23 protein-coding genes and 1 tRNA gene are annotated in these 25,284 nt (G+C 72.5%); 9 read left to right on the top strand and 15 right to left on the bottom strand.

Annotation, left to right across the window (positions count from 1 at the left end):
* Positions 1-106 precede the first annotated feature (106 nt).
* The 5 genes from ehuA to ACFYQ5_RS09110 form a co-directional block, all read right to left on the bottom strand.
* Entirely contained in the window at positions 107-940 is an 834-nt protein-coding gene (gene ehuA / locus ACFYQ5_RS09130; protein WP_389195256.1) for an ectoine/hydroxyectoine ABC transporter ATP-binding protein EhuA, read from the bottom strand.
* Entirely contained in the window at positions 930-1,571 is a 642-nt protein-coding gene (gene ehuD / locus ACFYQ5_RS09125; RefSeq protein ID WP_389195254.1) for an ectoine/hydroxyectoine ABC transporter permease subunit EhuD, read from the bottom strand. The genes ehuA and ehuD overlap by 11 nt, the downstream gene beginning before the upstream one ends.
* Positions 1,568-2,302, bottom strand: coding sequence for an ectoine/hydroxyectoine ABC transporter permease subunit EhuC (ehuC, locus tag ACFYQ5_RS09120; RefSeq protein ID WP_389195251.1), 735 nt, complete (start codon positions 2,300-2,302; stop codon positions 1,568-1,570). Before ehuC ends, ehuD begins: the two co-directional genes overlap by 4 nt.
* Before the next feature lie 19 nt (positions 2,303-2,321).
* Positions 2,322-3,224: an ectoine/hydroxyectoine ABC transporter substrate-binding protein EhuB gene (gene ehuB / locus ACFYQ5_RS09115; RefSeq protein ID WP_389195248.1), complete on the bottom strand. Its 903-nt coding sequence runs from the start codon at positions 3,222-3,224 to the stop codon at positions 2,322-2,324.
* Between the two features lie 217 nt (positions 3,225-3,441).
* Positions 3,442-4,401, bottom strand: coding sequence for a D-2-hydroxyacid dehydrogenase (locus tag ACFYQ5_RS09110; RefSeq protein ID WP_389195245.1), 960 nt, complete (start codon positions 4,399-4,401; stop codon positions 3,442-3,444).
* 176 nt (positions 4,402-4,577) lie between these two features.
* Between ACFYQ5_RS09110 and ACFYQ5_RS09105 the strand changes: the two genes are divergently transcribed.
* Positions 4,578-5,342, top strand: a complete 765-nt coding sequence (locus tag ACFYQ5_RS09105) for a decarboxylase (RefSeq protein ID WP_389195242.1) — start codon at positions 4,578-4,580, stop codon at positions 5,340-5,342.
* A gap of 102 nt (positions 5,343-5,444) precedes the next feature.
* A complete protein-coding gene (locus ACFYQ5_RS09100; RefSeq protein WP_389195239.1) occupies positions 5,445-6,545 on the top strand; it encodes an LLM class flavin-dependent oxidoreductase in 1,101 nt (366 codons plus the stop codon).
* Between the two features lie 31 nt (positions 6,546-6,576).
* On the opposite strand, the gene ACFYQ5_RS09095 is transcribed toward ACFYQ5_RS09100, so the two are convergent.
* Positions 6,577-8,418, bottom strand: a complete 1,842-nt coding sequence (locus tag ACFYQ5_RS09095; protein WP_389195233.1) for a putative bifunctional diguanylate cyclase/phosphodiesterase — start codon at positions 8,416-8,418, stop codon at positions 6,577-6,579.
* A gap of 436 nt (positions 8,419-8,854) precedes the next feature.
* Here ACFYQ5_RS09095 and ACFYQ5_RS09090 point away from each other — a divergent pair, with 436 nt between their 5' ends.
* Positions 8,855-10,096, top strand: a complete 1,242-nt coding sequence (locus ACFYQ5_RS09090) for a M6 family metalloprotease domain-containing protein (protein WP_389195230.1) — start codon at positions 8,855-8,857, stop codon at positions 10,094-10,096.
* Between the two features lie 57 nt (positions 10,097-10,153).
* Here the strand turns inward: ACFYQ5_RS09090 and ACFYQ5_RS09085 are convergent.
* From ACFYQ5_RS09085 to ACFYQ5_RS09055, 7 genes are all read right to left on the bottom strand, one after another.
* Positions 10,154-10,227: transfer RNA gene (locus ACFYQ5_RS09085), tRNA-Lys, on the bottom strand.
* Positions 10,218-10,916: a hypothetical protein gene (locus tag ACFYQ5_RS09080; protein WP_389195226.1), complete on the bottom strand. Its 699-nt coding sequence runs from the start codon at positions 10,914-10,916 to the stop codon at positions 10,218-10,220. Before ACFYQ5_RS09080 ends, ACFYQ5_RS09085 begins: the two co-directional genes overlap by 10 nt.
* A gap of 172 nt (positions 10,917-11,088) precedes the next feature.
* Positions 11,089-11,430 (bottom strand): hypothetical protein, encoded by a 342-nt coding sequence (locus ACFYQ5_RS09075; RefSeq protein WP_389195223.1) that lies wholly within the window; start codon positions 11,428-11,430, stop codon positions 11,089-11,091.
* 73 nt (positions 11,431-11,503) lie between these two features.
* Positions 11,504-12,838, bottom strand: coding sequence for an AAA domain-containing protein (locus tag ACFYQ5_RS09070; RefSeq protein ID WP_389195220.1), 1,335 nt, complete (start codon positions 12,836-12,838; stop codon positions 11,504-11,506).
* Entirely contained in the window at positions 12,835-14,463 is a 1,629-nt protein-coding gene (locus tag ACFYQ5_RS09065) for a hypothetical protein (RefSeq protein WP_389195217.1), read from the bottom strand. Before ACFYQ5_RS09065 ends, ACFYQ5_RS09070 begins: the two co-directional genes overlap by 4 nt.
* Positions 14,454-15,638 carry a hypothetical protein gene (locus tag ACFYQ5_RS09060; protein WP_389195213.1) on the bottom strand — a complete coding sequence of 395 codons (1,185 nt, stop codon included), beginning with the start codon at positions 15,636-15,638 and terminating at the stop codon, positions 14,454-14,456. Before ACFYQ5_RS09060 ends, ACFYQ5_RS09065 begins: the two co-directional genes overlap by 10 nt.
* A complete protein-coding gene (locus ACFYQ5_RS09055; RefSeq protein ID WP_389195210.1) occupies positions 15,535-16,482 on the bottom strand; it encodes a phosphatase PAP2 family protein in 948 nt (315 codons plus the stop codon). Before ACFYQ5_RS09055 ends, ACFYQ5_RS09060 begins: the two co-directional genes overlap by 104 nt.
* 314 nt (positions 16,483-16,796) lie before the next feature.
* Between ACFYQ5_RS09055 and ACFYQ5_RS09050 the strand changes: the two genes are divergently transcribed.
* Complete coding sequence (locus ACFYQ5_RS09050; protein ID WP_033299088.1) at positions 16,797-17,393, top strand: histidine phosphatase family protein; 597 nt, start codon at positions 16,797-16,799, stop codon at positions 17,391-17,393.
* 72 nt (positions 17,394-17,465) lie between these two features.
* Here the strand turns inward: ACFYQ5_RS09050 and ACFYQ5_RS09045 are convergent, their stop codons facing one another.
* Entirely contained in the window at positions 17,466-18,821 is a 1,356-nt protein-coding gene (locus tag ACFYQ5_RS09045; protein WP_389195206.1) for a tetratricopeptide repeat protein, read from the bottom strand.
* 253 nt (positions 18,822-19,074) lie between these two features.
* Between ACFYQ5_RS09045 and ACFYQ5_RS09040 the strand changes: the two genes are divergently transcribed.
* Entirely contained in the window at positions 19,075-19,437 is a 363-nt protein-coding gene (locus ACFYQ5_RS09040; RefSeq protein WP_389195390.1) for a hypothetical protein, read from the top strand.
* Positions 19,438-19,524: 87 nt separating this feature from the next.
* Entirely contained in the window at positions 19,525-20,412 is an 888-nt protein-coding gene (locus ACFYQ5_RS09035; RefSeq protein ID WP_389195203.1) for a spermidine synthase, read from the top strand.
* 63 nt (positions 20,413-20,475) lie between these two features.
* On the opposite strand, the gene ACFYQ5_RS09030 is transcribed toward ACFYQ5_RS09035, so the two are convergent.
* Complete coding sequence (locus tag ACFYQ5_RS09030) at positions 20,476-21,036, bottom strand: hypothetical protein (protein ID WP_389195200.1); 561 nt, start codon at positions 21,034-21,036, stop codon at positions 20,476-20,478.
* 78 nt (positions 21,037-21,114) lie between these two features.
* On the opposite strand from ACFYQ5_RS09030, the gene ACFYQ5_RS09025 reads away from it, so the two are divergent.
* The 3 genes from ACFYQ5_RS09025 (at position 21,115) to ACFYQ5_RS09015 (ending at position 24,864) form a co-directional block, all read left to right on the top strand.
* A complete protein-coding gene (locus ACFYQ5_RS09025; RefSeq protein ID WP_389195197.1) occupies positions 21,115-21,819 on the top strand; it encodes a response regulator transcription factor in 705 nt (234 codons plus the stop codon).
* Positions 21,816-23,267 carry a sensor histidine kinase gene (locus ACFYQ5_RS09020; RefSeq protein ID WP_389195194.1) on the top strand — a complete coding sequence of 484 codons (1,452 nt, stop codon included), beginning with the start codon at positions 21,816-21,818 and terminating at the stop codon, positions 23,265-23,267. The genes ACFYQ5_RS09025 and ACFYQ5_RS09020 overlap by 4 nt, the downstream gene beginning before the upstream one ends.
* Before the next feature lie 130 nt (positions 23,268-23,397).
* Entirely contained in the window at positions 23,398-24,864 is a 1,467-nt protein-coding gene (locus tag ACFYQ5_RS09015; RefSeq protein WP_389195191.1) for a cellulose binding domain-containing protein, read from the top strand.
* The last annotated feature ends 420 nt before the right edge of the window (positions 24,865-25,284 follow it).

The raw sequence follows: 25,284 nt of genomic DNA, 5'->3' as shown, positions 1-25,284 counted from the left end.
GATATGAAGGGGCTGTCGGGGAGTTGGCGGTGCGCCCCGGCTCCGCGAGCCGGGGCGCACCCGATCGGCATATGCCTAGGGCACGAGCGCTACGCCGAAGGTGAGGTCACAGCACCGCGTGGAGGAAATCGCGCGTGCGTTCGTGCGCGGGATCGGTGAATATCTTCTCCGGAGAACCGGACTCCACGACCCGCCCCGCGTCGAACATCAGGACCTTTTTCGACACGTCCCGGGCGAAGTTCATCTCGTGGGTCACGCAGAGCATCGTGATGTCGGTGTTCCGCGCGATGTCGCTGAGGAGCTCCAGCACGCCCGCCACCAGTTCCGGGTCCAGCGCCGACGTCACCTCGTCGAGCAGCAGGATCTCCGGCTGCATCGCCAGCGCGCGGGCGATGGCGACGCGCTGCTGCTGTCCGCCGGAGAGCTGGGAGGGGTGGGCGTCGACCTTGCCGGAGAGCCCGACCAGGTCGAGCAGCTCCCGGGCCCGGGCCTCCGCCTCGTCGCGGTCCGTCCCCAGGACGTTGACCGGCGCCTCGGTGATGTTCTGGAGGACCTTCATGTTCGGGAAGAGATTGAACTGCTGGAAGACCATCCCGATCTTCTTCCGGGACCTGCGCAGTTCCTTCTCGCCCGCGGGCTTCAGCGAGCCGTCCGGCTTGCGCACGTGCGACAGCGGCGAGCCGTCCACCCAGATCACGCCGTCGCTGACCTTCTCCAGCGTCATCAGCAGCCGCAGGATGGTGGTCTTCCCCGAGCCGCTCGGTCCGATCAGGGTGACGTGCTCGCCGCGCCGCACGGTGAAGTCCAGCTCGTCCAGGACCACATGGTCGCCGTACCGCTTGACGACCTTGTCGAAGCGGACCAGTGGCTCCACTCCGGCCGCCTTGCCGGTGGGTACGGCGTCCGCGGGCTCCTTCAGGGGGGCAGAGTCAGTGGCCAAGGCGCTTCTCCAGCTTTCTCATCAGCAGCGAGGTGGGGTAGCTCGCGACCAGGAAGACCAGGCCCGCGAGCGTGAATGCCTCGGTGTACGCGAAGTGGTCCGCTCCGTACTTCCGGGCCTCGAAGACCATTTCCTGCACGGTGATCACGGCGAGGAACGGAGTCTCCTTGAACATCGAGATGGCGTAGTTACCGAGGGCGGGCAGCACGTTGCGCACCGCCTGCGGCAGGATCACCGCCTGCCAGGTCCGCCGGGGAGACATCGAGAGGGCCCGGCAGGCCTCCCACTGGCCCTTGGGCACGCCGTCGATCCCGGCCCGGTACACCTCGGAGGTGTAGGTGGCGTAGTGGATGCCGAGCACCACGACGCCGATGGTCAGCGGTTCCACCGAGGTGAAGACGGCGGCCGCGCCGACCAGCTGGACCAGCAGCGGGGTGGAGCGGATGAACTCCATCACCGCCTTCACCGGCACCGTCACGAAGCGGGACGGCGCCCGCCCGGCCACGGCGATCGCCAGGCCCAGCACCGCGGCGACGAGCGTGCCGAGCACGGTCGCGAGCAGTGTGACCCGGAATCCTTCGAGCAGCAGGGGAAGGGCTTCCCCGACGGCGTCCCAGTCGAATGTGTTCACCGGGCACCTCCGGCCGTCGTGGCGGGCTCCGCACTGCGCGTCTTCAGCAGGCTCCCCACGCCGGTGTGCAGGCCGAGCCGTCGTTTGGCGGTCCGCTCCAGCAGGTTCATCAGCAGGGTCAGCGCGTAGGCGAGGACGAAGTAGACGGCCAGCAGCGTCAGATAGGCGGTGAGGCTCTCACCCGTGCGGTCGCGGATCGTCTGGATCACGGTCATCAGGTCTGCCGCGGAGAGCAGCCACAGCAGCGGCGTGCACTTCAGCAGCTGGATCAGCAGGTTGGTGAAGGACGGGATCATCTGGACCCAGGCCTGCGGAAGGATCACCTTCCGCATCCGGTGGAAGGGCGTCATGTTCAGCGCCACCGCTGCCTCGTACTGGGCGCGCGGCACGGAGTTGATCGCGCCCCGCACGACCTCGGAGCCGTACGCCCCGTAGTTCAGGCCGAAGGCGACGACGCCGCAGAGGATCGGCGTCAGTTCGTAGCCCGTCAGCTGCGGCATCGCGTAGTACAGCCAGAACAGCTGGATGTAGAGCGAGGTGCCGCGGAAGAACTCCACGACGGTCCGGGAGACCCCGCGCACCAGGAGCAGCCTGCTGCCCGCCGCCAGGCCGAGGGCGAAGGACAGGAGCAGGGCGAGCAGGGAGCCCAGGACGGTGGCCTGGACCGTCACCCACAGACCTGCTCTGACCTGGGGAAACTCATCGAGGAGTGTGGAGAAGAAGTCACTCATACGGTGTGCTCCGCCCTCGTCAGCCCTTGCACAGATCGGCGGTCTTCAGCGTGGCCGGCGGGAGTTCCGTGGCGCCGAAGCCGTACTCCTGCAGCAGGCTCACATAGCGCGACCTGTCGGAGACGATCTTCTTGAGCTCGCGGTTGAAGGAGTCCCGCAGCTCCTCGTTGCCCTGGCGGAACACCGCGCCGCCCGGGGAGAACTGCTTCACACCGTCCAGCTCGGGGACGAACGCCTCGGTGACCTCGGTGTCCGGGTTGGTCTTGGTGAGCCAGCGCAGCGAGATGCCGGTGAGCAGGAAGGCGTCGATCCGGCCGCCCTTGACGGCGTCCGCGCCGTCCTGCGGCTTCTGCAGCGTCTTGATCTTCGCCTCGGCGATGCCCGCCCCTTCGGCGTACGAGCCCTCGACCGCACCGGACATCACGCCGATGGTGGCCCCGGCAGCCTTCGCGGACGCGAGGTCCGTGAGCTTCTTCGGGTTGCCCTTCTTCACCATCATTGCGGTGGGGGAGATGAACTCGGGCTCCGAGAAGAGGGCGTTGGCGCAGCGCTCCGGGGTGATGGCCATGCCCGCGCTGACCACGTCGTACTTGCCCGCCTGCAGGCCCGGGATGAGACCGTCCCACTCCGAGAGGGTCGGCTTCAGCTCGTCGACGCCGAGCGCCTTGAATATCTCCCGGTGCAGGGTGGGGGCCTCGCCCTTGAGCTCCTTGCCCTCCATGTAGCCGTACGGGGCCTCGTTGGCGTACGCGACCCGGACGAAGCCCTGCTCGCGGAGCTTGTGGAGGGCGCCCTCACCGTTCGCCGCGCCGGCGTCGGTCTTGCTGCACGCGGAGAGCAGACCGGGGACGACGAGCAGACCTCCCACGGCCGCCGTTCGATTGAGGAAGCCCCGACGGGACAGGTGAGGGAAGTCAGCCATGGTTCGCAATCTCCTGGAGAAATGGGGGTGCCGAACAGTCCGGACAGAGTGGGCACCTGCCCGATCCAGGGCGCCTATGCAGCAAGCGCTCCCATGTAACCGAACAGTGGCCGGAGGGTGACCTTCCCGTGTCCCGCCATGGGCGCAGGGCGACAGCCGGTGCGCGGGGCGTGTTCCCCGCAGGGCGCGCCTTCATGAGCGCCCGTCATGCCCGATATCAGGACGGGATGTCAGGAGAAGGCACGTAACCGCGCTGTATGTCGACCACGTTGGGCAGTGGCTGTCCGGCTGCCCACTGCTCGTACATCGAGACGAACTGCTCGCCCAGCCGGTCCCGCCAGCCGGCCGTGTCGCCGCTCATGTGCGGGGAGACCAGCAGGCCGGGGAGGTCCCACAGCGGGCTGGACGGCCCCAGTGGCTCCTCCTGGAACACGTCGAGCGCGGCGCCCGCGATCCAGTGCCTGCGCAGTGCGTCGGCCAGATCCTCCTCGACGGTCAGCGGACCGCGCCCCACGTTGATGAAGTGGGCGGAGGGCTGGAGCAGTCCGAAGAAGCGGGCGTCGAACATCCCGCGTGTCCCGTCCGTCAGCGGGGCGGCGGCGATCACCCAGTCCGCACCGGCCGCCAGCCGGCCCAGGTCCTCGACGCCGTGGATCGTGCGCCGCGCCGTACGTCCGACGAGCGCCACCTGGACGCCGAGGCCGTGCAGCAGCCGCATGATCTCCCGGCCGACGGGGCCCGCCCCGACGACCACCGCGCGGCTGCCGGCGAGGCCCCGGGTCTCCCGGTGGCGCCACCTGCGCTGCCGCTGGAGCTCCAGCGTGCGGGGGAGGTCCTTCGCGAAGGCGAGCACCAGCCCCGCGACGTACTCGGCGATCGGCAGCTCGAAGACGCCCCGGGCGTTGGTGACGACGGTGGGGGAGGCGGCCAGTGCCGGGCAGAGCAGCCGGTCCACCCCGGCGCTCGCCGTGTGCACCCAGCGGGGGCGCGGGCCGTCGCCGGGCCAGGCCTCGCGGACGGCGTCGGAGGTGAAGTCCCAGACGAGCAGCACGTCCGCGCCGGGCAGCTGCCCGGCGAGCGTCCGCTCGTCGGCGTACCGGACGACGGCCCGGCCGGTCAGCCGGCCCAGGCGCGGTGACGGGTCGGTGTCCAGGACGAGGATCACGGGAGTGGCCATCAGGAATGACCACGCTCGCACCGGTGCGTACGCCCGTCAACAGGGCCTCGGCCTCGCGGGAGGAACCGCTGGTCACACCCGCTGCGGGCGGCGATATGGGGCCATAAGGGGAATACTTGTCCCAGGCAGGGGCAGCCGACTGAGGCAGGACATCCCGACGTACGGGAAGGATGGACATGACGACCGTAGGACTTCTCTACCCGGGCCACGCCGCGGAGGACGACTTTCCACGGACCGAGGTCATACTCGACAGCGACATCAGGGTGCCGCTCTTCCACACGGACATCGACGAGGACGCCCGCAGGGTCGAGAACCTCCGCGCCGCAGGCGCGCCGGACCGCCTGAACGCCGGTGTCGAGGAACTGCGGATGGCCGGCGCCGAAGCCCTGGTCTGGGCCTGCTCGGGCGGCAGTTTCGCCTTCGGCTGGGACGGGGCGCACACGCAGGCCGCCGGGCTGGCCAGGGCCGCCGGGCTCCCCGCGTCCAGCACCTCCATCGCCTTCGTCCACGCGGTGCGTGAGCTGGGCGCCTCCCGGGTCGCGGTCGCCGCGACCTACTCCGAGGACATCGCCGCCCTCTTCGCCGGCTTCCTGGAGTCCGGCGGCGTCGAGGTGGCCGCCACCCGGGGCGGCGGCATCATCACGGCGTCCGCGGCGGCCGCCGCGGACGTGGAGCTCGTGAAGGAGCTGGTCGTGGCCGGTGACCACCCCGACGCCGAGGTGGTGCTGCTGCCCGACAACGCCCTGCACACCACCGCGCACGTTCCCGAGCTGGAGGAACTCCTCGGAAAGCCGGTCCTCACCGCCAACCAGGTGGCGGTCTGGGAAGGCCTCCGGCTCGCAGACCGCCGCATCTGGGCTCCCACCCTCGGCACCCTGTTCGCCACCCGCGAGCCCCCGCTGGGCGCCACCGAGCCCCGGGGCATCGAGGTGCGCGAGTAAGGGGTCGCGGACAGGCCGGGAGCCGTCGCCCGGGAATAAGCGGAGCCATCCTCCTGTTGGCACCCTCCGGTACCCAGACGCACCACCGGAGAGGCCGAACACGTGGACGAGAACCGAGGCGACCAGATTCGCGGCACAGCGGGCGGGACGGCCTCCGTACCCCTCTCCGTGCTCGATCTGGTGACCGTGGGCCAGGGCCGCACGGCGACCCAGGCCCTGCGCACCAGCGTGGACATCGCCAAGCTGGCCGAGAGCCGTGGCTTCCACCGCTTCTGGGTCGCCGAACACCACTCCATGCCCGGCGTGGCCTCCTCGTCCCCCGCCGTGATCCTCGCGCACCTGGCCGCGCACACCGAGCGCATCCGGCTCGGCTCCGGCGGCGTGATGCTGCCCAACCACGCCCCCCTGGTGATCGCCGAGCAGTTCGGCACCCTGGAGGCGATGGCCCCCGGCCGCGTCGACCTCGGCCTCGGCCGGGCGCCCGGCACGGACGGCGCCACCGCGGCCGCCCTGCGCCGCACGGACCGGCTGAACGAGGGGGCCGACGACTTCCCGCAGCAGCTGGCCGAGCTGACCCGCTTCCTGGACGACGACTTCCCGGACGGGCACCCCTACGCCCGTATCCACGCCGTCCCCGGTCCCGTGCAGGCCACGTCACCCGGCGGCGTCCAGTCCGCCGCCCGTCCGCCGGTCTGGCTGCTGGGCTCCTCCGGCTTCAGCGCCCGGCTCGCCGGTGTCCTCGGCCTGCCCTTCGCCTTCGCCCACCACTTCTCGGCCCGCAACACGGTGCCGGCCCTGGACCTGTACCGGGAGTCCTTCCAGCCCTCCGCGGTGCTCGACGCCCCCTACGCCCTCATCGGGGTCGCGGCGCTGGCCGCCGACGACGAGCGCGAGGCCCGGCGCCAGGTGCTCACCGGCGCGCTGTCCATGGTCCGCCTGCGCACCGGTCGCCCGGGCCTCGTGCCGAGCCCCGAGGAGGCGGAGGCGTACGACTTCAGCCCCATGGAGCGCGAATTCGTCGACGGCTGGCTGAAGGACATCGTCCACGGCACGGCGGACGAGGTCCGTGGCGGCCTGGACGACCTGGCCAAGCGCACGGGCGCGGACGAGCTGATGATCACGGCCAACGCGCACGGCGGCGAGGCCAGGCTGCGTTCGTACGAGCTGATCGCCGACGCGTACGGGCTGCCCGGCGCGAGCTGACCCGGTCCGGACCGGCCGTCCGGAACACGTTCTATCTCTCCGGTGGCCTCGTGCCGATCAGTTCGGCGATCCGTTCCGGGGCCACCGCACGTGAGTACAGCCACCCCTGCCCGGTGTCACAGCCGATCCGGCGCAGCCGCTCCGCCTGGCCCGAGGTCTCCACGCACTCCGCGGTGACCGTCAGGCCCAGGCGGTGCGCCAGCTGCACCATGGCTTCGACGATTGTCTCGTCGGCCGGGCTGGGGTGCGCGCCGTCCTCGTAACGGAACCCGCGTACGAAGGAACCGTCGAGCTTCAGCACGGACACGGGCAGCCGGCTCAGATAGGCGAGGTTGGAGTAGCCCGTACCGAAGTCGTCGATCGCGATACGGACCCCCATGTCGCTGAGCGCCTGAAGCACCCGCAGCGGCCGGCCCGCCGAGCCCATGACCGCCGATTCGGTCAACTCCAGTTGCAGCAGCCCGGGTTCGAGTCCGGTCTCGGCGAGGATCTCCGCCACGTCGGCGACCAGATCGGAGTCCCGGACCTGCCGCACGGCCACGTTGACGCTGATGAACAGCGCGGGCATGTCCGGGTGTTCCAGCTGCCAGCGGCGGGCCTGGCGGCACGCCGTGCGCAGCACCCACCGGCCGAGCTGGACGATCGTGCCGTCCTCCTCGGCGATCGGCACGAACCGGCTCGGCGCCAGCAGCCCGAACCGTGGGTGATTCCACCGGACCAGGGCCTCCACACCCCGTACGACCTCGTCCGCCATGCCGACCAGCGGCTGGTACTCCAGCGTGAACTCGCCGCGTTCGACGGCGGGGCGGAGCGTGGAGGAGAGCGCCTGCCGGGTCATCCGGTGTGCGTTGCGCTCGGGGTCGAAGAGGGTCCAGCGGGCCCGTCCGTCGGCCTTGGCCCAGTACAGCGTGGTGTCCGCGGCCTGCATCAGGGCGGTGGTCGAGGTATTCGCCGAGGTTCGCTCCACCACCCCGATCGACGCGGAGACCGACAGTCGGTGCCCGGACACCTCGAACGGCCGCTGGAGGGCCGTCAGCACCGAGCGGGCGAGATCGGCGAGCTGCTCCGGACCCGAGGAGTCCTCCACCAGGATCGCGAACTCGTCACCGCCGAGGCGTGCCACGAGATGGCTGTCGTCGTGCCGGCCGTCGGCCTCGGCGCAGTGGGTGAGCCGTCCGGCCACCGCGGTGAGCAGCCGGTCGCCGATGCGGTGCCCCAGGGTGTCGTTGACCGCCTTGAAGCCGTCGATGTCCAGGTAGCAGAGGCCGATCCGGCCGTGCCGGGGCGATGACGTCCCGTCCGGGACCGGTGGGGTCTCCAGGGCGGTCGCGAGCCGCTCGAAGAACAGCGTGCGGTTGGGCAGCCGGGTCACGGGGTCGTACATCCGGAGATGACGCAGCCGCTCCCGCAGCTCGCGCCGGTCACTGATGTCGGCGACGGACAGCAGTACCCGGCCCGCGCCCTCGGCCACGTCGCCCATCCGCACGACGGTGACCTCGGCCCACAGGGGCCGGCCGCCGGCCTGCTTGAGCCGCCGGGTGCACAGGAACCGGGGGCGGGCACCGCGCAGGACCTCGTTGTACGCCCGCAGGGCGGGGCCGTCCGACGTGAGACCGACGAGACCGGCCGCGGACCGTCCGGCGAGGGTCGCGGGCTCGGCGCCGAGCAGCCCGCCCAGCGCGTCGTTCGGCCTGACGATCCGGCCGCGGTGGTCGACGACGGCCATCGGGAGAGCGGCCGCCGTGAACGCGGCGCGGTAGTCACGCAGCTCGGTGAGGCTCGCTCTCTGATGATCACACCGTGTGACGTCCGAGGGTCCGGCGCCGGAGGTCGTGCCCGCTCGGGGAATCGGCCCTTCGGAGGTTCCGCTCACCGCTCGCTCCCGCTGTGCAGATCGTCATGAACAGGTGTGGCCGGGCAGGGGCGTGGAGCGGAACGCCGCGCCAGAGGCGGGAACCACGCGGGAAAGCGAGGTGAAGCATAGAGGGTGGTGCGGCGACCGTTCCAGCGCCTCCGTCGTTTCGGACACGCGGACCGCGCGTGGCCGATGCCTGTCCGGCGCTTGCCATACGTGTGTCCCACAGGAGGCATTCTTATGTGATTTGACAGCAGATGATCACTTTTGCATCGATACGGTTGATTCAAGTTCCAGAGTGAGCGATTGTGACTGTCTGTGAGTGTGGTCATCCGTCTCCGGGCGATCACTCTCGGCCCCCGATGACTCGTGTGGGGCAGCACAACAGGGCGTACGACCCCGGATCGGCACAGGGTGAGGGGGGAAGTCCCGCATTCGCCACCCGGAGGTAGATGTGCCGCGTCAGCACGGACCCGGGGGACTGGAGAAGCCGAGTCTGCGCAGTGCGGCGGCCGCTCTCACGTCCCTCCTGGCGCTCGCCGCCACCGGACTCGTCGCCGGGCCCGCCGTGGCTGCCTCACGGGACGCCGGACCGTGCGCCCTGCCCCGGACGGCGGCGCACCACTCCCTCGGCCTCGACACCTGGAACAGCGCCTACCCGCGCCCCGACCACCGCCTCGACGCGGTCATGGTCTTCCTCTCGTTCCCCGACTCCGATCCCGTGGTGACCCCCGAGGTGCTCGCCGCCGACTACTTCCCCTCCACCACCCGCTTCTTCCGGCGCGCCTCGTACGGCAGGTTCACCCTGCGCCCCCACCCCCAGCGGCAGTGGACCCCCATGCCGCGCCCCTCCACCTCGTACGGCATACAGCGCGACTGGGGCTCCGAGCGCCGCAGCGACTACCTGCGTGACGCGATCGAGGCCGCCGACGAACGGACCGACTTCTCCGGGTACGACATCGTCTATCTCGTCGCCGACCCGGACGCCCCCGGTGTCGACTCCGACGCCACCAAGGTCGTCAACTTCGACCGGCCGGTGCGCGCCGACGGCGCGGACATCCGGCGTGTGGTCACCGTGTTCGAGGAGCACCCGCCGGACCGTAACGTCCTCGCACACGAGACCGGACACGTCTTCGACCTGGCGGACCTCTACCACCGGCCGGAGGACGGGAAGGGCGACTGGGACACCTACGTCGGCGACTGGGACGTGATGGGCAGCCAGTTCGGGCTCGCCCCGGACCTGCTCGGCTGGCACAAGTGGAAGCTCGGCTGGCTGGAGGGCGAGGAGGTCGTGTGTGTGCAGGGCGCGGCCGACCTCACCCTGGAACCCATGGCCGGGGTGCCCCTGCCCGGCGCGTCCCTCGGGACCCGGCTCGCCGTCGTCAGGACCGGAGCGGACAGTGCGCTGGCCATCGAGGCCCGCGGCGCCACGGGCAACGACCGGACGACCTGCGCCGAGGGAGTGCTCGTCTACCGCATCCACAACGCGAAGCCGTCCGGCGGCGGCCCGGTGGAGGTGCTGGACACCCACCCCGACTCCGACGCCTGCTGGGACCGTTCGGTCTACCCGCCGCTCGCGGACGCCCCGCTCCGGGAGGGTGAGCGCTTCACCGTGCCCGGGGAACGCATCCGTATCGACGTCGCCGACCGGACCCGGTCGGGGGCCTGGACCGTCCGGGTCGCCACCGGCGTCTGACCTGCGCGGGCGCGCACGAAGAAGCCCCTCGCTTCCGCGAGGGGCTTCTTCTGTCTGTGCGCCGTCAGGGACTCGAACCCCGGACCCGCTGATTAAGAGTCAGCTGCTCTAACCAACTGAGCTAACGGCGCCTGCTGACGTCGTAGACATTAGCACCCGGATCGGCGGGAGGAAAAATCGAATGACCGGTGGTCGAAGGGGCCGCCGACCTGCCCACCCGTACACACGCCCAGAGCAGCACGTCCGGGCCCGGCAGCCAGGGGCTGCGGGTGTCGGGGGCGACCACCCAGCGGGGCCCGCCGGTGTCCGCGCCGCCGGTCAGGGGCGGGACGGTGACCGCGTCCCCCGTGCCGTGACAGAGCATCGGCGGCAGGGCGCCCCGGTGTCCCCGGGAGCCGTCGGCGCCACCCGTGCCCCACTCCTCCCACGCCAGCAGAGACGGCAGCCGCTGCGCCGTGCCCGGGGAGGCGAACAGCAGCATCCGGCCCCGGTGTGTGGCGACGGGGCCCGACCCCGGACCCTCCGCCCAGAGCTGCTCCAGCATGCGCCGGCCGAACAGCGCCGGCACGTTCACGACGTCGAACGCGGAGCCGCACGGCAGGACGCCGGGGGCGGCGGGATGGGCCTCCCACCGCGCGAGCGTGCCGCGCGGGCAGGGCGAAGCGCCCGCCAGCCACGCGGCTCCGGACGCCGTGACCTGAGCTGCCCTGTCGTCGGCCCGGTGGTCGGCGCGGTCCCGCAGCAGGGCGAAGATGTCGACACCGGGGTGCGGGGCGGTAGCGGTCCGCAGGGTCGTTTCGTCGTTCAGCCATGCGCTCATGGCGTCATGTCTACCGGCCGTGACACTCCTGTTCCTCAGAGTTGCCGAAAGCCGTACAGGGCGCCGGGCAGCGGGGTATCTTGCCCGACGGCATATGCCACGGGTGTACCCGCAGTGACGTACGGTCGTGCGGTTTCAGGACCGTTCCGGCGTCCCCCCACCGTGCTGGAGGTCAGGGCGCGGGGCTGTCCAGCAGGGACCGGCCGAACTCGATCATCTTCTTGGCGTAGTCCTCGGTCCACTCCGCGCGCTCGGCTATGTCCGCGGGCGTGAGCCGGTCGAACCGGCGAGGATCGGCGAGCTGCGCGGCGGCCACGGCCTGGAACTCCACGGCCCGGTCGGTCGCCGCCCGGAAGGCGAGCGTCAGCTCCGTCGCGCGGGCCAGCAGCTCGGTCGGGTCCTCCATCGACTCCAGGTCGAAGAAGTGCTCCGGATCGGCTGCCGCCTCCGACGGCTCGAAGAGCAGCGGCGCGGGTCGCAGCCTCTGCCGCTCGTTCCGCTCGGGTTGTGCCATGTGGTGTTCCTCCCTCGTACGGCCGGACGGCCACCTTCCATTGTCCAGCCCGGCGCAAGAGCGCTGCCCAGGATCAGGGCGTCCAATGCACGCGATGCTCGGCGAGGTGGGCGAGGACCGCGTGGTTCGCCTCCCAGCCGTCGGGGAACTTCACCGTCACGCCCAGCTGGACCGGCTCCGTCGACGGGTGCTCGTCCAGCAGGTCCGCCACCCCGGCACGGCACACCACGACGCACGCGTGCCGGTGCCGCGAGGCCAGCACGCACAGGCGGCCCGTCTCCAGATGGAACGCCGTCGCGTCCGGGCGGCCCGACAGCGGGTGCAGGACCACGGTCACATCGAACTCGCGGCCCTGGAGCCGGTTCGCCGTGTCCACCGCCACGCCCGTCACCCCCAGCTCCGCGAGCGCCGCCCGCACCGCGGCCGCCTGGTCGCGGTGGGCCGTGCCGACCGCGACCCGCTCCGCCGTCACCGGAACCGGGTCGGGGCCACGCTCGCTCGTCGCGGCGCCTCCCCTGTCCAGCAGCCTGCGGACCACCAGGGCCACCGCCCGGACCGCCTCGGGGTCCGTGCGCGGGGTGTGCCGGGCCGGGAGCTCCAGCAGCCCCCAGCCGGACTCGGCCGCCTCGTCCAGCACCCGGTCCGGCCCCGACCCGTCCGAGGGCACCCCGAACGACAGCCGCCGGTCGCCGTGGTCCGTACCGCTGCGGAACGGCGTGTACGGGTAGAACGCCGCCGAGACCAGCGGCGCCGCCGAAGCGGGCAGCCGCCAGGACACCGGCAGCCGGTGCTGCGGCAGCTCCGGATTGTGCGCGAGCAGGGTCGAGACGGCGCTCGCCGACGGGTCGTACGAGAGCCCCGCCCACTGGTCGGCGCCCACGATCGAGAACGGGTCCAGCTGGCCCGGGTCCCCGACGAACAGCGCCCGCTCGAACAGCCCGGCCACGGCCAGCAGGGCGTCCGACCGCATCTGGTACGCCTCGTCGACGATCGCGTGCCCCCACGGCTCCACGTTCTTCACGTGCGCCCACTTGGCGGCCGTGGAGATGACGATGTCCAGGCCCGCCAGATCCGCCGCCTTCGCCGACTTCCGTACGTTGTCCAGGCCGTCCAGGACCTTGTCGTACGGATCGGAGTCGCTGCTGTGCAGCCGGCCCACCGGCAGCTCGGGAGCCTTCTCGGCCAGCCGCACCACCAGGTCGTCCACCTGGGCGTTGGTCTGCGCGACCACCATCAGCGGGCGGCCCGCGGCGGCCAGCTCCAGCGCGGCACGCACCACCAGCGTCGACTTCCCCGCGCCCGGCGGCGAGTCCACCACGATGCCGCGCGCCGAACCGCGCAGGGTGTCGCCGAGGATCGCGTCGGTCGCCCGCGCCGCCGCGGCACCCGGGTCGAGAACGGCTGTCACAGGAGGTCCTCCGCGGTCACGGGATCGGGTTGCTCGGCAGGTCCGCCGCCGGCGGCACCCGGCGGACCGCCGTGGGTCCACGGGGTGTCCTCCGGATCAGGGAGCTTCGGGCCGCCCCGCTGGTCGTGCTCGAACAGGGTCCAGGCGATCCGGTCGCCGGGCTCGGGCACCGAACCCGGTGCGGGCTCCTTGCTCCGGCCCATCCGGTCCGTGATCCGCAGGACGAGGCCGACCGTGCCCGCGCTCCCCGCGTCCTCGGCGTCCCCGGCCGCGTACGCCACGAACTCCGCCGTCTGCGGCTTCCCGTCCAGCGAGCGGTACACCTTGGTCCGCTCACCGAGGTGCGGGCGCTCGTCCGTCCGCACCGTGACCAGGGGCCGAGGCGAGGGCCGCTTCGACTCGCTGTACGCCATCACGACCTCCGTCACCTCCCCGACGAACGCCTCGCCCGCCAGCCTGCGCCCCGCCAGCACCAGCGGATCGTCGAGCGCCTCCTGGGCGTCCAGCTGCGCCTGGGCCGTCTCCCGCGAGGCCAGCTTCTGCGCCGCCGTCACCGCGTCGTCCCGTCGCGGCTGCGGGGGCTCGCCCGCCCGCACCCGGTCCCGGTGCGCGGTGAACGACCAGCGGTCCCTGGTCCAGCGGTCCTCGGCCCTCGCCCCCTCGGGCAGCTCCGCCAGCAGGTCGAGCCCCCGCCACACCGCGTCCCAGGTGGGCAGCAGCACCCCCGCGAGCAGCGACCTGATGTCCCGCTCGGCGGCGCTCAGTTCGCCGAGCCCGGCGTCGGCGTCGAGGCCGTCCTCCGCGGCGGCCAGCGCCGTGCGTGCCCGGTCGTACCGCTCGATCGCGGGCGCCAGCAGCCTGTTGTCGAACGCCGGGTCCGTCGACGGTCCGGCCGGCGGGCAGACCAGCTGACCGTCACGGTCCCGCTCGCCTTCCGCCCGGAGCGCCGCCTCGGCGCCGGACACGCCGTCCGGCGGGTCGACCCAGGCGAGCAGCGCGCCGAGGTGCTGGTCCTCCAGGCTGCTCTGCCCCGTCGCCCAGTGGCGGTTCAGCAGGTCCGTCGCGGCGAGCAGCAGCGAGGAGCCCGGCACCCTGGCCCGCTCCCCGTAGTGCGTCAGCCAGCGGCCGAGCAGCGGCACGCGGGCGGGAGCCGGATACGGGGTGTCCGGGTCGTCCTCGGCGGTACGCCGGAACCGCATGGACCGCCCGAGCAGCCGTACGAAGTCGATGCCGGCCCTGCTGGGCACGATCAGCTGGGCCGCGTCCGCGCACAGCTCGACCTCGACCTTGACCTTCTTGCCGGTCGCGGGATCGGTCTCGTTGCGCTCGGCGGGCTCGACGGCATCGGCGTACGACTCGATGTGCGGCAGTACCGCCTCGGCCAGCTCGGCGAGGAACGCGAACCGCAGATCACGGTCGCGCGGCTGGGCCACCGTCAGCAGCCTGGGCGCCGCACGGTCCGTGCCCACGAGCGCGCCGAGCGGGGCGCCGGCCTCACCGGCGGTCGTCAGCGGCACCAGCACGAGCGGCCGGCCGGTCAGATGGCGGTGGCGGACGGTGGCCAGCGGCTGGGCACGCCCGCTGTCGACGGCCTCCAGCCGGGCGAGAGTGCTGATCAGCGACATGGGACGCCGCCGTCCACACCGGCCAGTGCTTCGGCCCGCAGCGCGGCGGCCCGGCGCAGGGCCGCCACCGTCGGGTCGGCCGGGTCGCCCTCCTTGCCGGCTGCGGCGGCCAGCACTCCGGCGACCGTCGTCAGGCCTCCGAGCTCGCCCCGCACACTCCGGCCCAGCGATTCCACCGCACCCTCGGCGCGGGCCTTCGCCCGGCAGTGGAAGGCCAGCTCGCACGCGGCCAGGCACTCGGGGGCGTACGCCGCGGGAACCGCCTCGACGGCGGTGCCGAGCTCCTCGGGGGAGCAGCCCGGATCGAAGGTGGTGCCCTCGGGCAGGGCGGCCGCGATGTCCTCGACACGGGTCAGCCGGGTCAGCTGGCGGGCGGTGACGGCGCGCTGTTTGCGTACGTCGACGACGGAGGCGGTCGGCAGGTTGGAGAAGTCCTTCGGGCAGACCAGCAGGACCCGGTGGCCGACCTCGGCGCCCTCCGTCTTCGCGGCGATCCGCTCGAGCGCCAGGACGTAGACGGCGGACTGGCGGGCCGCCGCACCGACCTTCGCGGCGTCCGCCGAACTGTCGATCATGGGGAATGACTTGATCTCGACGACCGTCCAGGTGCCGTCGGGGTGCACCACCACGGCGTCCGGCTCCAGGTAGGCGGGCGAGCCCGCGACCTCCAGGGCCAGCATCGGATGGTCGAGCAGCGCCCAGCCGCCCGCCGCCGTGGCCTCGCGCAGCGCCAGCGCCGTACGCGCGGCGCGGCCCTCGGGGCCGGCGGCCGTCAGATCGGGCACCGCGGCCACGGCCGGTGCTTCGGCGCCGCCGCCGAGCCGCTCGACGAGGAGGCGCAGCAGCTCCGTGCCGCCGTCGGCCTTGACCTTCGCCTCGAAGGCGTTGCCCCGGACGAACGCGAACTGGGACTGGCCGAACGCGGCGGGGGAGCCGAGCGCCGTGGCCAGCTCGGCCTTGTCGACACCCGCGCCGTCCAGCAGGGCGCGCCGCTTGCATCCCGGGTTGGCGGCGAGCGCGGCCAGTGCGCGCGCGTCGAGCGGATGCGGGGTGACGGAGGGGCCGCGCAGCTCAGCGAGCCGCTGCCGGAGCGTCGTTGCCGGCGTCGGCCGCGGAACGGGCGCTCGCGTCGCTGGAATCTGCGGAGGCGGTCCGCCGGCCGGGTATTCGCTCACCCGCGGAAGTCTTGCATCCGTCACTGACAATCGTGGATTCCGCGGGGGCGCGGGATACGGGCATGCGTCCGGACACCGCCCTGACCCGGTCCGTGAGGCGGTCCGAGAGCCGCATGAACGGCCTGGTCAGCAGGGCGCCCACGGCCATCACGGCCGCCCCGGCCACGGCGTCGAGGAAATAGTGGTTCGCCGTGCCCATCACGACGAACACGGTGATCAGCGGATAGGCGACGCCCGCTGCCCTGACGAGCGGGTGGCGGCCGTGGCGCCACAGCAGGACACCGCACCACACCGCCCAGCCGACGTGCAGGCTCGGCATCGCGGCGTACTGGTTGGTCATCCCGCTGAGCCCGCGCGGGGCGCTCGCGCCGGTGCCCCACCAGCCGTACGCGCTGTACTGCGCCATCGTGTCGACGAAACCGTGGTGGGCGTCGAGCAGCCGGGGCGGGCAGGTCGGCATCAGTGTGAAGCCGATCAGCCCGAGGAGGGTGGAGGTCATCAGCCAGGTGCGGGCCGCCCGGTAGGTGGCGCTACGGCGCCGGAAGATCCAGATCAGTACGGCCGGGGTGACCAGGTAGTGCAAGGAGGCGTACGCGAAGTCGGCGGGTATGCCGAGCGTGGGGTGGGCGGTCAGGAGCCGGTTGAGCGGGTGCTCCGCGTTGAGATGCAGCGCCTTCTCGAGGCGGAGGATCGCGAGACCGTTCTCCACGGCCGCCGGGACGTTCTCGTGGACCAGCAGACGGCCCAGCGAATACAGCCCGTACACCACCGCGATCAGGGGAAGCTCCGTCCACCAGCGGGGCCGGGGACCGGAGGACGATGGCGCGGCGGTGGCGTGCGGCATCCGGTAGCTCTCCCCATGTTCACGCGGTCGACGGCGGGCGTTCAACCGTACGGCGGTCGTATGCCCTGTTTTTCCCTGGGGCCGCCCCGTGCGGGCGTTCCCCGGTCATGCCTTGGGAGGGACGCGGACGCCGCCCCGCAGGTTGCCCGTGAAACGGGTGGGAGATGATGGAGAGGGGCCTCGGCCCGCACCGGTCTCGCAGCCGGCCGCCCGCACCCGCCGCCCCGCAGCCGTCCCGGACACCGCTGTCCCGGATCCACCAGATCCCAGGGTCCCCGGATCTTCGGATCTCCGTTTTCTCAGGGAGAGCCGTCATGGCACCGCGAATCCTGCTCGCCCGGCACGGCCAGACACAGTGGTCGGTCCAGGGCAATCACACCGGCAGGACCGACATTCCCCTTCTCGACACCGGCCGCGAGGGCGCCAAGCTGCTCGGCGAGCGGCTGCACCGGGAACCCTGGGGAGGTCTGCCCGGCGTCGAGGTGCGGACCAGCCCGCTCGTCCGTGCCGCCGAGACCTGTGCGATCGCCGGGTTCGGTGAGCGGGCACAGCCGTGGGACGCGCTGATGGAGTGGGACTACGGGGACTACGAGGGCCTGACCCCGGCGCAGATCAAGGCGGACCGGCCGGACTGGCTCATCTGGCGGGACGGGGTACCCGGGGGCGAGACCCTCGCCGGGCTCACGGCCCGGGCGGACGAGGTCGTCGAGTGGGCGCGTTCGGCCGACCGCGATGTCCTGGTCTTCGCCCACGGGCACATCCTGCGGGCGCTGGGGGCGCGCTGGCTGGGCGAGGACGTGTCGTTCGCCGCGCGGATCCGCCTGGAGCCCACGTCGCTGTCGGTGCTGGGCTGGGCGTACGGCCTCCCGGCCCTGGAACGCTGGAACGACACGGGTCACCTGGACCGCTAGCCTGATCTCCAGGTCGAAGATCGGGCCAGGGGCTTCCGGCCCCGGCGCACCCGCGCTCGCGGGCCGGCCGCCTCAGGCGTCCGGGGGCAGCTCCTCGTAGCGGGCCAGGAGGGCCGTCACCTCCGGGCCGCCGCGGGGCCGAAGCACCCGTACGGCGCTCGCCAGCATCCCGCGGATCCGGGAGGACTGGACCCGGTCCAGCAGGTCCAGCACCTGGTGGCCCGCCGCCGCGGCCTCGTCGGCCGTGCCCGCCCGCGCCAGGTCCCCCGCGAGCTGCACGCGGTACAGCGCGAGGTTCCGGGTGAAGTGCGGATCCTGCAGCCGGGTCGCCCGGCGGGCGTGCCGCGCCGCCCGTGGCCAGTCGCCCAGTGCCGACCAGCACTGCGCCTCCAGCAGCTCCAGTTCCGCCTCCCGGAAGAAGGTCATCCACTCCGGGTCCGCATCGCACGGCCCCCGGTCGAACGCCGTCTGCGCCCGCCCGATCGCCTGCTCGCACCCCGTGCGGTCCCCGAGCCACGCCCTGGCCCCCGCCTCCCGCAGCGCCAGCAGGGCCAGCAGCCGTGGGGAGCCGAGCGGCCGGGCCGCCCGCTGCCCGGCCTCCGCGGCACGGACCGCCTCGCGGGCCCGCCCCGTGTCGCGGGCCAGGAACGACGCGTTGCAGAACGCGTGCGCCTCCAGGGCGGCGTCACCGGACAGGCGTGCCGTCGCGAGTGCCTCCGCGTAATGGGAGCGCGCGTCGTCGAAGCGCCCGGAGTCGTGGGCCAGCCAGCCGACGGAGATCGCCAGCTCACCGGCGCCCGCGTGCAGCCGGTCCGCCGTGCTGCGCCGCGTCGTGGTGCCGGAATCGAGCAGGGCGTACGCGGCCCGGAGCGGCTGGGAGGCCTGCCGGTAGAGGCCGTCCGCGCCGTGCCGGTCGTCCAGCAACCGGATCTGGCGCACCGCCTTCTCCACGGCGCTCACCTCGGCTTCGCCGATCCGGCGCTGTGCGGGAACGGCGAGGGGGCCCGCAGCGGCGGGATGCCCGCCGAGGCCCAGGGACGCGGCCGCCACTGTGGCGGTACCGCTGGTCATGAACACGCGACGCAGCACGTCGCTCTCCTCGTGGATGTCGCTGTGGAGCGTGGGGGGTGTGGTGGGTGGGGACACGGCCGTCGTGCGGGCCCCCCGGCCGCGCACGTTCTCGCGGGCCGAGAAGCCCAGGTCCGCGAGGCCGGCCCCTGGGAACATGTGCAGGAACACCCGTTCGTACGCGTAGTTGGGGCAGCGGATCTCGCCGGACTCCACGCGTCCGATGTACCGGGCGTCACACGCGACCTGTTCACCGATCTCGCGGGCGGCCCTGCGGACCGCGGCCGCGAACTCTCCGGCGGAGCGCTGTCCGCGCAGTCGCCGGAAGGCGAGGTTGGGAACTGCCCGTGTCGAGACCATGGCGGGGCCCTCTCTGGCGCAGCCGGGCGCCTGCTTCCGGTGTCCCGGCGGGCATGAACGTACCCGCTGTGACGAGACGCACACGCAGCGTTTGCCTATAAACCGGACATCTCACCCGTGATCTGCCATGAACTGCCACCCTTTGCGGCGGCGTGCCGCCGTAGCCCTTGACGCCGTCAGCGCGTTGGTCCATGCGGAGACGGGGCGTGGCCCCGCCTCGTCGAGACGAAGAGGAGGGGTTCCCTTGCCTCACATGGGCCCGGAAACCACACCGTGCGACCTGGTTACCGTCCCGGCGCGTCAGGGTCTGGAGGCCGTTGACATCCTGCGCAGGAGATCGGAGAACGCGCCCGTCGGCCCGGTCCTGCACGACGGGGCCTGTGCCGTCCTCGGCTTTCTCGTGCCGCCCGGCACGGCGGAGGCATGGGACGTGCCCGGCAGCGCCTGTACGCGGACGGACGGCCGGGGGCTGCGCGTCCCCGCCGAGCCGCCCGTCACCGGAGGCGGCTGGCTCCTGCCGCCCGCCGCGGAGGCCCCGGTCACCGACCCGGCCGTGCTGCGCGCGGCCCTCGACCAGGCGGCCCGGCTCATCGAGGCGGCCGACAACTGCCACTGAGGCCATAATGGCCAGGTGGGCGGATCATCCGCCGTCGCCGGGCCGCCCAGGTAACCGGCCCGAACCGGTGAGCGAGGACGAGCGCGCGTGGCACGTCGAGGAGCGGCCCGGGGCGCGAGCGACCGCAAGCGGTCCGAGCGCCGGCAGGAGACCGTCTCGGCGACGGTGGACGGCGGCCTGGCCGAGCTCGTGCCCGACCGTGAACGCCCGTGCGCCTGGACGCTGCTGCTGGACGGCGCCCCGCAGTCCCACGTGGACCTGGACGACCCCGCGTACCTCTCGTTCGAGTACCAGCGCAGGCTCGGCCATGTCATCGATCTCTCCGCGCCGCCCGGACGGCCCCTCCAGGCCGTTCACCTGGGTGGCGGGGCCTTCACCCTCGCCCGGTACATCGCCGCGAGCCGCCCCCGCTCCACCCAGCAGATCGTGGAGATCGACGCGCCCCTGGTCCAACTGGTGCGGCGGGAGCTGCCCCTGGACCCGCAGGCCCGGATACGGGTCCGCTCGGTGGACGCCCGCGCCGGGCTCGAAAAGATCCAGGACGGCTGGGCGGACCTCGTCATCGCCGACGTCTTCGGCGGGGCCCGCACTCCCGCGCACCTCACCTCCGTCGAATTCCTCGCCGAAGTACGCCGGGTGCTGAAGCCCGGCGGCCAGTACGCCGCCAACCTCGCCGACGGCCCGCCGCTCGCGCACCTGCGCGGTCAGATCGCCACGGCCGCGTCCCTCTTCCCTGAACTGGCCCTGGCCGCCGACCCGACCGTCTGGCGTGGCCGTCGCTTCGGCAACGCGGTCCTCGTCGCCTCCGACCTGCCGATCGCGGTCACCGAACTGTCCCGGCGGGTCGCGAGCGACCCGCACCCCGGCCGCGTCGAACACGGCCGCGCGCTCGCCGACTTCACGGGGGGCGCCGCCGTCGTCACCGACGCGGGTGCCAGACCGTCCCCGGCGCCGCCACCCGGCGCCTTCGACTGACGGCGAGGGCTCGCGACCTCCCACCCGCGACAGCGAGCGGGCTCTCCGGCGCGGGTGAGGCCGTTACTGGTTCACGGTCTCCACGATCGGAGGATGGCCGTTCCAGGTACAGAAGACGGAGACCGTCGCGCCCGCCCCGTCGCTGAAGTCCACCCGGATCCACTCCGGGTTCGTCCACACCTGCATCGACCAGCCCGGCTCCGGTGTCGCCGAGACCAGCTTCGCCGAATCGTCCGCCAGCTCCAGGACGACCCTCCCGCCACGCGTGGGGTAACTCTTCACCGAGCCCGCGTCGTCGGCCGGCGGCGCCGAGGATTCAGCCGGGCCCGGGCCCGGACCCGGGTCAGGGCTCGCGGCCGGAGGACGGGAGGACGGCGGCCGGGACGGCGGGGAGGAGGGAGTGGGCCTGGCACGGGAGGCACTGGCACTCGGGGAGGCGGAGGGCAGCGCGCGGTGCGTCGAGGACGACACCGGCTCGTTCGTCGCCCCCACCGAGATCGGAACGGCGCGCGGAGGGTCGTACGCCGTACCCGACATGACCGTGTGCACGCCCCACCAGGACAGGGTGACCGCCGCCCCCGTGGCGAGCGACCACGCCAACGCGTGTACGAGTCCTCGTTGCATCGGGCACATCCTGCACCACCCGCACGGGAGTTGTCCTGGAGGGGACCCTGTTCCTCCGTATGGGCTACGGTGCGGCGCATGCCTAGTGTGCTCGTGGTCGAGGACGACCAGTTCGTACGTTCCGCCCTCATCCGGCACCTGACCGAGGCCTCACACACGGTACGGAGTGTCGGAACCGCGCTCGAAGCGCTGCGCGAGGTCGCGCACTTCCGCTTCGACGTCGTCGTGCTCGACCTCGGACTGCCCGACCTCGACGGCGCCGAGGCCCTGAAGATGCTGCGCTCCATCACCGACGTACCCGTGATCATCGCGACCGCGCGGGACGACGAGGCCGAGATCGTCAGGCTGCTCAACGACGGAGCCGACGACTATCTGACCAAGCCGTTCTCGGTGGAGCACCTCTCCGCCCGTATGGCGGCCGTCCTGCGCCGCACCCGGGGCCCCGGAGCCCAGGCCCCGCCGTCGCGCGTCATCCAGGTCGGCGGACTCTCCATCGACCCGCTGCGCCGGCAGGCCGAACTGGACGGCAGGGCACTGGACCTGACCCGCCGCGAATTCGACCTGCTGGCCTTCCTCGCCGGGCGCCCTGGCGTCGTCGTGCCGCGCCGCGAGTTGCTGGCCGAGGTCTGGAAGCAGTCCTACGGAGACGACCAGACCATCGACGTCCATCTCTCCTGGCTGCGCCGCAAACTGGGCGAGACAGCCGCACGGCCGCGCTATCTGCACACCCTGCGCGGAGTCGGCGTCAAGCTCGAACCCCCGGATTCGGGGCCGTCCGCATGAGATGGGCCCTGGTCAAGGTCTGTCTGGCCGTCACCGCCATGGTCGTGATCGCCTTCGCCGTGCCGCTCGGACTCGTCATCAAGGAGATGGCCCGCGACCGGGCCTTCTCCGACGCCGAGCGGCAGGCCGCCACCATCGGCCCCACCCTCACCATCACCACCGACCGCGAGGAACTGACCCGGGCCGTCCTGTCCACCGAACCCGGCGGCCGGGGACGCCTCGCGGTGCACGTCCCCGCCGCGCGACAGGGCGGCGACCGCCTGGAGATCGGCACCTGGCGCGCCGTCCGCGAGGACCTGGAGACGGTACGGAAGTCGGGGCGTGCCGCCATCGCCGAGGTGCCCGGTGGCTCCGCGCTGCTCCAGCCCACCGCGTTGGGCTCCGGCGGCATCGCGGTCGTCGAGGTGTTCGTGCCCGAGGACGAGGTGGCCAACGGCGTCGGCACGGCCTGGCTGGTGCTCGCCGGCGTCGGTATCGCGCTGATCGTCGGATCGGTGGCCGTGGCCGACCGGCTCGGCGTACGGATGGTGGAGCCCGCCCAGCGGCTCGCGGGCGCCGCCCAGGACCTGGGGGAGGGCCGGCTGGGGACCAGGGTGCCCGAGGAGGGCCCGACCGAACTCCGGTCCGCGGCGGTCGCGTTCAACTCCATGGCCGACCAGGTGGTCCAGCTCCTGGCCAACGAGCGCGAGCTCGCCGCCGACCTCTCGCACCGGCTCCGCACCCCGCTGACCGTCCTGCGCCTCAACGCCGCCTCGCTGGGCGAGGGACCCGCCGCCGAGCAGACCAGGGCCGCGGTCGAACAGCTGGAGCACGAGGTCGACACGATCATCCGCACGGCGCGGGAGCAGCGCCCGCAGACCCAGGGCGGGCAGACGGGCGCGGGCGCCGGGTGTGACGCGTCCGAGGTCATCCGGGAACGCATGGGGTTCTGGTCGGCGCTGGCCGAGGACGAGGGGCGCACGGTGCGCCTCGCGGGTGTGGACCGCACGGTACGGATCCCGGTCGCCCGGAGCGAACTGGGCGCCGCCCTGGACGCGTTGCTGGGCAACGTGTTCCGGCACACCCCGGAAGGCACCGCCTTCGCCGTCGATGTGCACCACAGCGGCGACGCGGTGCTCGTGCTGGTCTCGGACGCCGGACCCGGCATACCCGATCCGGAATCCGCCCTGGCCCGGGGTGCCAGCGGAAAGAACGGGGCACGGGGCGCGGTGGGCTCGACCGGCCTCGGCCTCGACATCGTCCGCAGGGTCGCCGAATCCACCGGTGGCGACCTGCGGATCGGGCGCTCGGTGCTCGGTGGCACGGAGGTACGCATCTGGATCGGGCTCGACGGCGGCCCGGCCGAGCGCGCCCGCCGGGGGCACCGGGTGGGCGGACGCGGGGGACGGCGATGGCCACGCGGAGTGAAGGGACGCAACACAGGGTCCCGTAACGCCCCGAACCTTTAACCGGCACCGATGTCCTCCTTAAGCAAACCCTAAGAACGTCAACCCGGTTCCGATCAGCGTCATTTGCCCGGTTCGCGGCGGCTAGCGTGCAGACGCAAACACCCCCCGGCAGGACAGAGGCAGGCACGCGATGGGCATCAGCACGCACCGCCGCACGACGAGCACCCGTACGAAGGCGATCGGCGCCGTCGTCGCCGCGGCGGTCGTGGGCGGCACGGTCTTCGCGCTCACCGGCACGGCGCAGGCGGCGGCCGTCGGCGCGACGTACACGAGGGCCAGCGCCTGGACCGGTGGGTACACCGGGCAGTACGTCGTCTCGAACGACACCGGGACGGTCCAGTCGGGCTGGACGCTCGAATTCGACCTGCCCGCCGGCACGAAGATCGACTCGCTCTGGAACGGTGAACACACCGTCAGCGGCGACCACGTCACCGTGAAGCCCGCGAGCTGGAACAAGGACATCGCGCCGGGCGCGTCCGTGACCGTCGGCTTCGTCACCACCTCCGCCGGCACCGCCGCCGACCCGGAGGGCTGCCTCATCGACGAGGCCGCGTGCTCCGCGGACGGCGGAGCGACTCCGGAGCCCAGCGGACGTCCGACCGGGACCCCCACGCCCACCCCCGCGCCGACGAAGACCGCGCCGCCCCCGTCGGTGCCCACGCCCACGGAGACCGCAACGGAGGCCCCGTCCGGCGGCACGACGGACGGGGCCGGATTCGCCCCGTACGTCGATACGTCGCTCCTCCCCGCCTACGACCTGCTGGACACCGCGTCCAGGACGGGTGTCAAGGAGTTCAACCTGGCCTTCATCACCTCCGGCGGCAGCTGCGCCCCGCTGTGGGGCGGCGTCACGGGGCTCGCCGACGACAAGGTGGCCGCCCAGATCGACGCGCTGCGGGCCGAGGGCGGCGACGTGCGGGTCTCCTTCGGGGGCGCGGCCGGCGCCGAACTGGCGCTGCACTGTTCCTCGGCGGCCGAGCTCGCCACAGCGTACGGCGAGGTCATCGACGCGTACGGGCTGACCAAGGTCGACTTCGACATCGAAGGCGGGGCGCTGCCCGACACCGCCGCCAACTCCCGGCGTTCGCAGGCCATCGCCCAGCTCCAGAAGGCGCACCCCGGCCTGGACGTGTCCTTCACCGTGCCCGTGATGCCCGAGGGGCTGACCCAGCCGGGCGTGGACCTGATCGCGGACGCGAAGGAGAGCGGCGTGGCGATCGGCGCGGTCAACATCATGGCGATGGACTACGGGGCCTCGTACAGCGGGGACATGGGCGATTACGCCGCCCAGGCGGCCACCGCCACGCAGGCCCAGCTCAAGGGCGTGCTCGGGCTCTCGGAGGCGGCGGCCTGGAAGGCGGTCGCGGTCACCCCGATGATCGGCGTGAACGACGTCGTCACCGAGATCTTCACCGTGGAGGACGCCACGCAGCTGGTGGAGTTCGCTCAGGAGAAGGGCATCGGCCGGCTGGCGATGTGGTCCGGTACGCGGGACGTGCAGTGCGAGGGCGGCGCGAAGCCGGCCGCGGACGCGACCTGCAGCTCGATCCTCCAGGAGCCGCTGGCCTTCACCAAGGCGTTCGGCGCCTTCGGGTAGCCCTCCGCCCCCATGTACCCGCGCGCCCCGGCCGGCCCCCCACGCCCCCCACACCCGGCCGGGGCGCGCCGCCCCTGACGCCCCTCCGTGCTCGTCCTGGTGCGCGGAGGGGAACCGTCACGTCCGTCCTTGTCCCACCCGTACGGAAAGAAGCGGAACCTTCTTGTCCCACTGTGGAGTTCGGGGAAAGAACACGGAAACGCCTCATGACCCCCCTGTGCACCCCCATGACGCCCTGCCCCGTTCATTTTCCGGCGGGCCTCTTTCGGCGGCAGCGCTGCCGGCGCCCTTTCGGACGTGGCTCGGAAAACTGCGCCCCGTGCCGGTCTTTCCGGCGGTCGGATGCCCGTATCGCGGCCCAACACCCCACTGACCTGCGGCAATTGAGACTTCGGCCCGTCCCGCATGCAGGGGGTGAAG

This window comes from Streptomyces sp. NPDC005794, from assembly GCF_042871445.1.
Lineage (GTDB): Bacteria > Actinomycetota > Actinomycetes > Streptomycetales > Streptomycetaceae > Streptomyces.
This window is presented reverse-complemented; position numbering and strand designations above follow the sequence as displayed.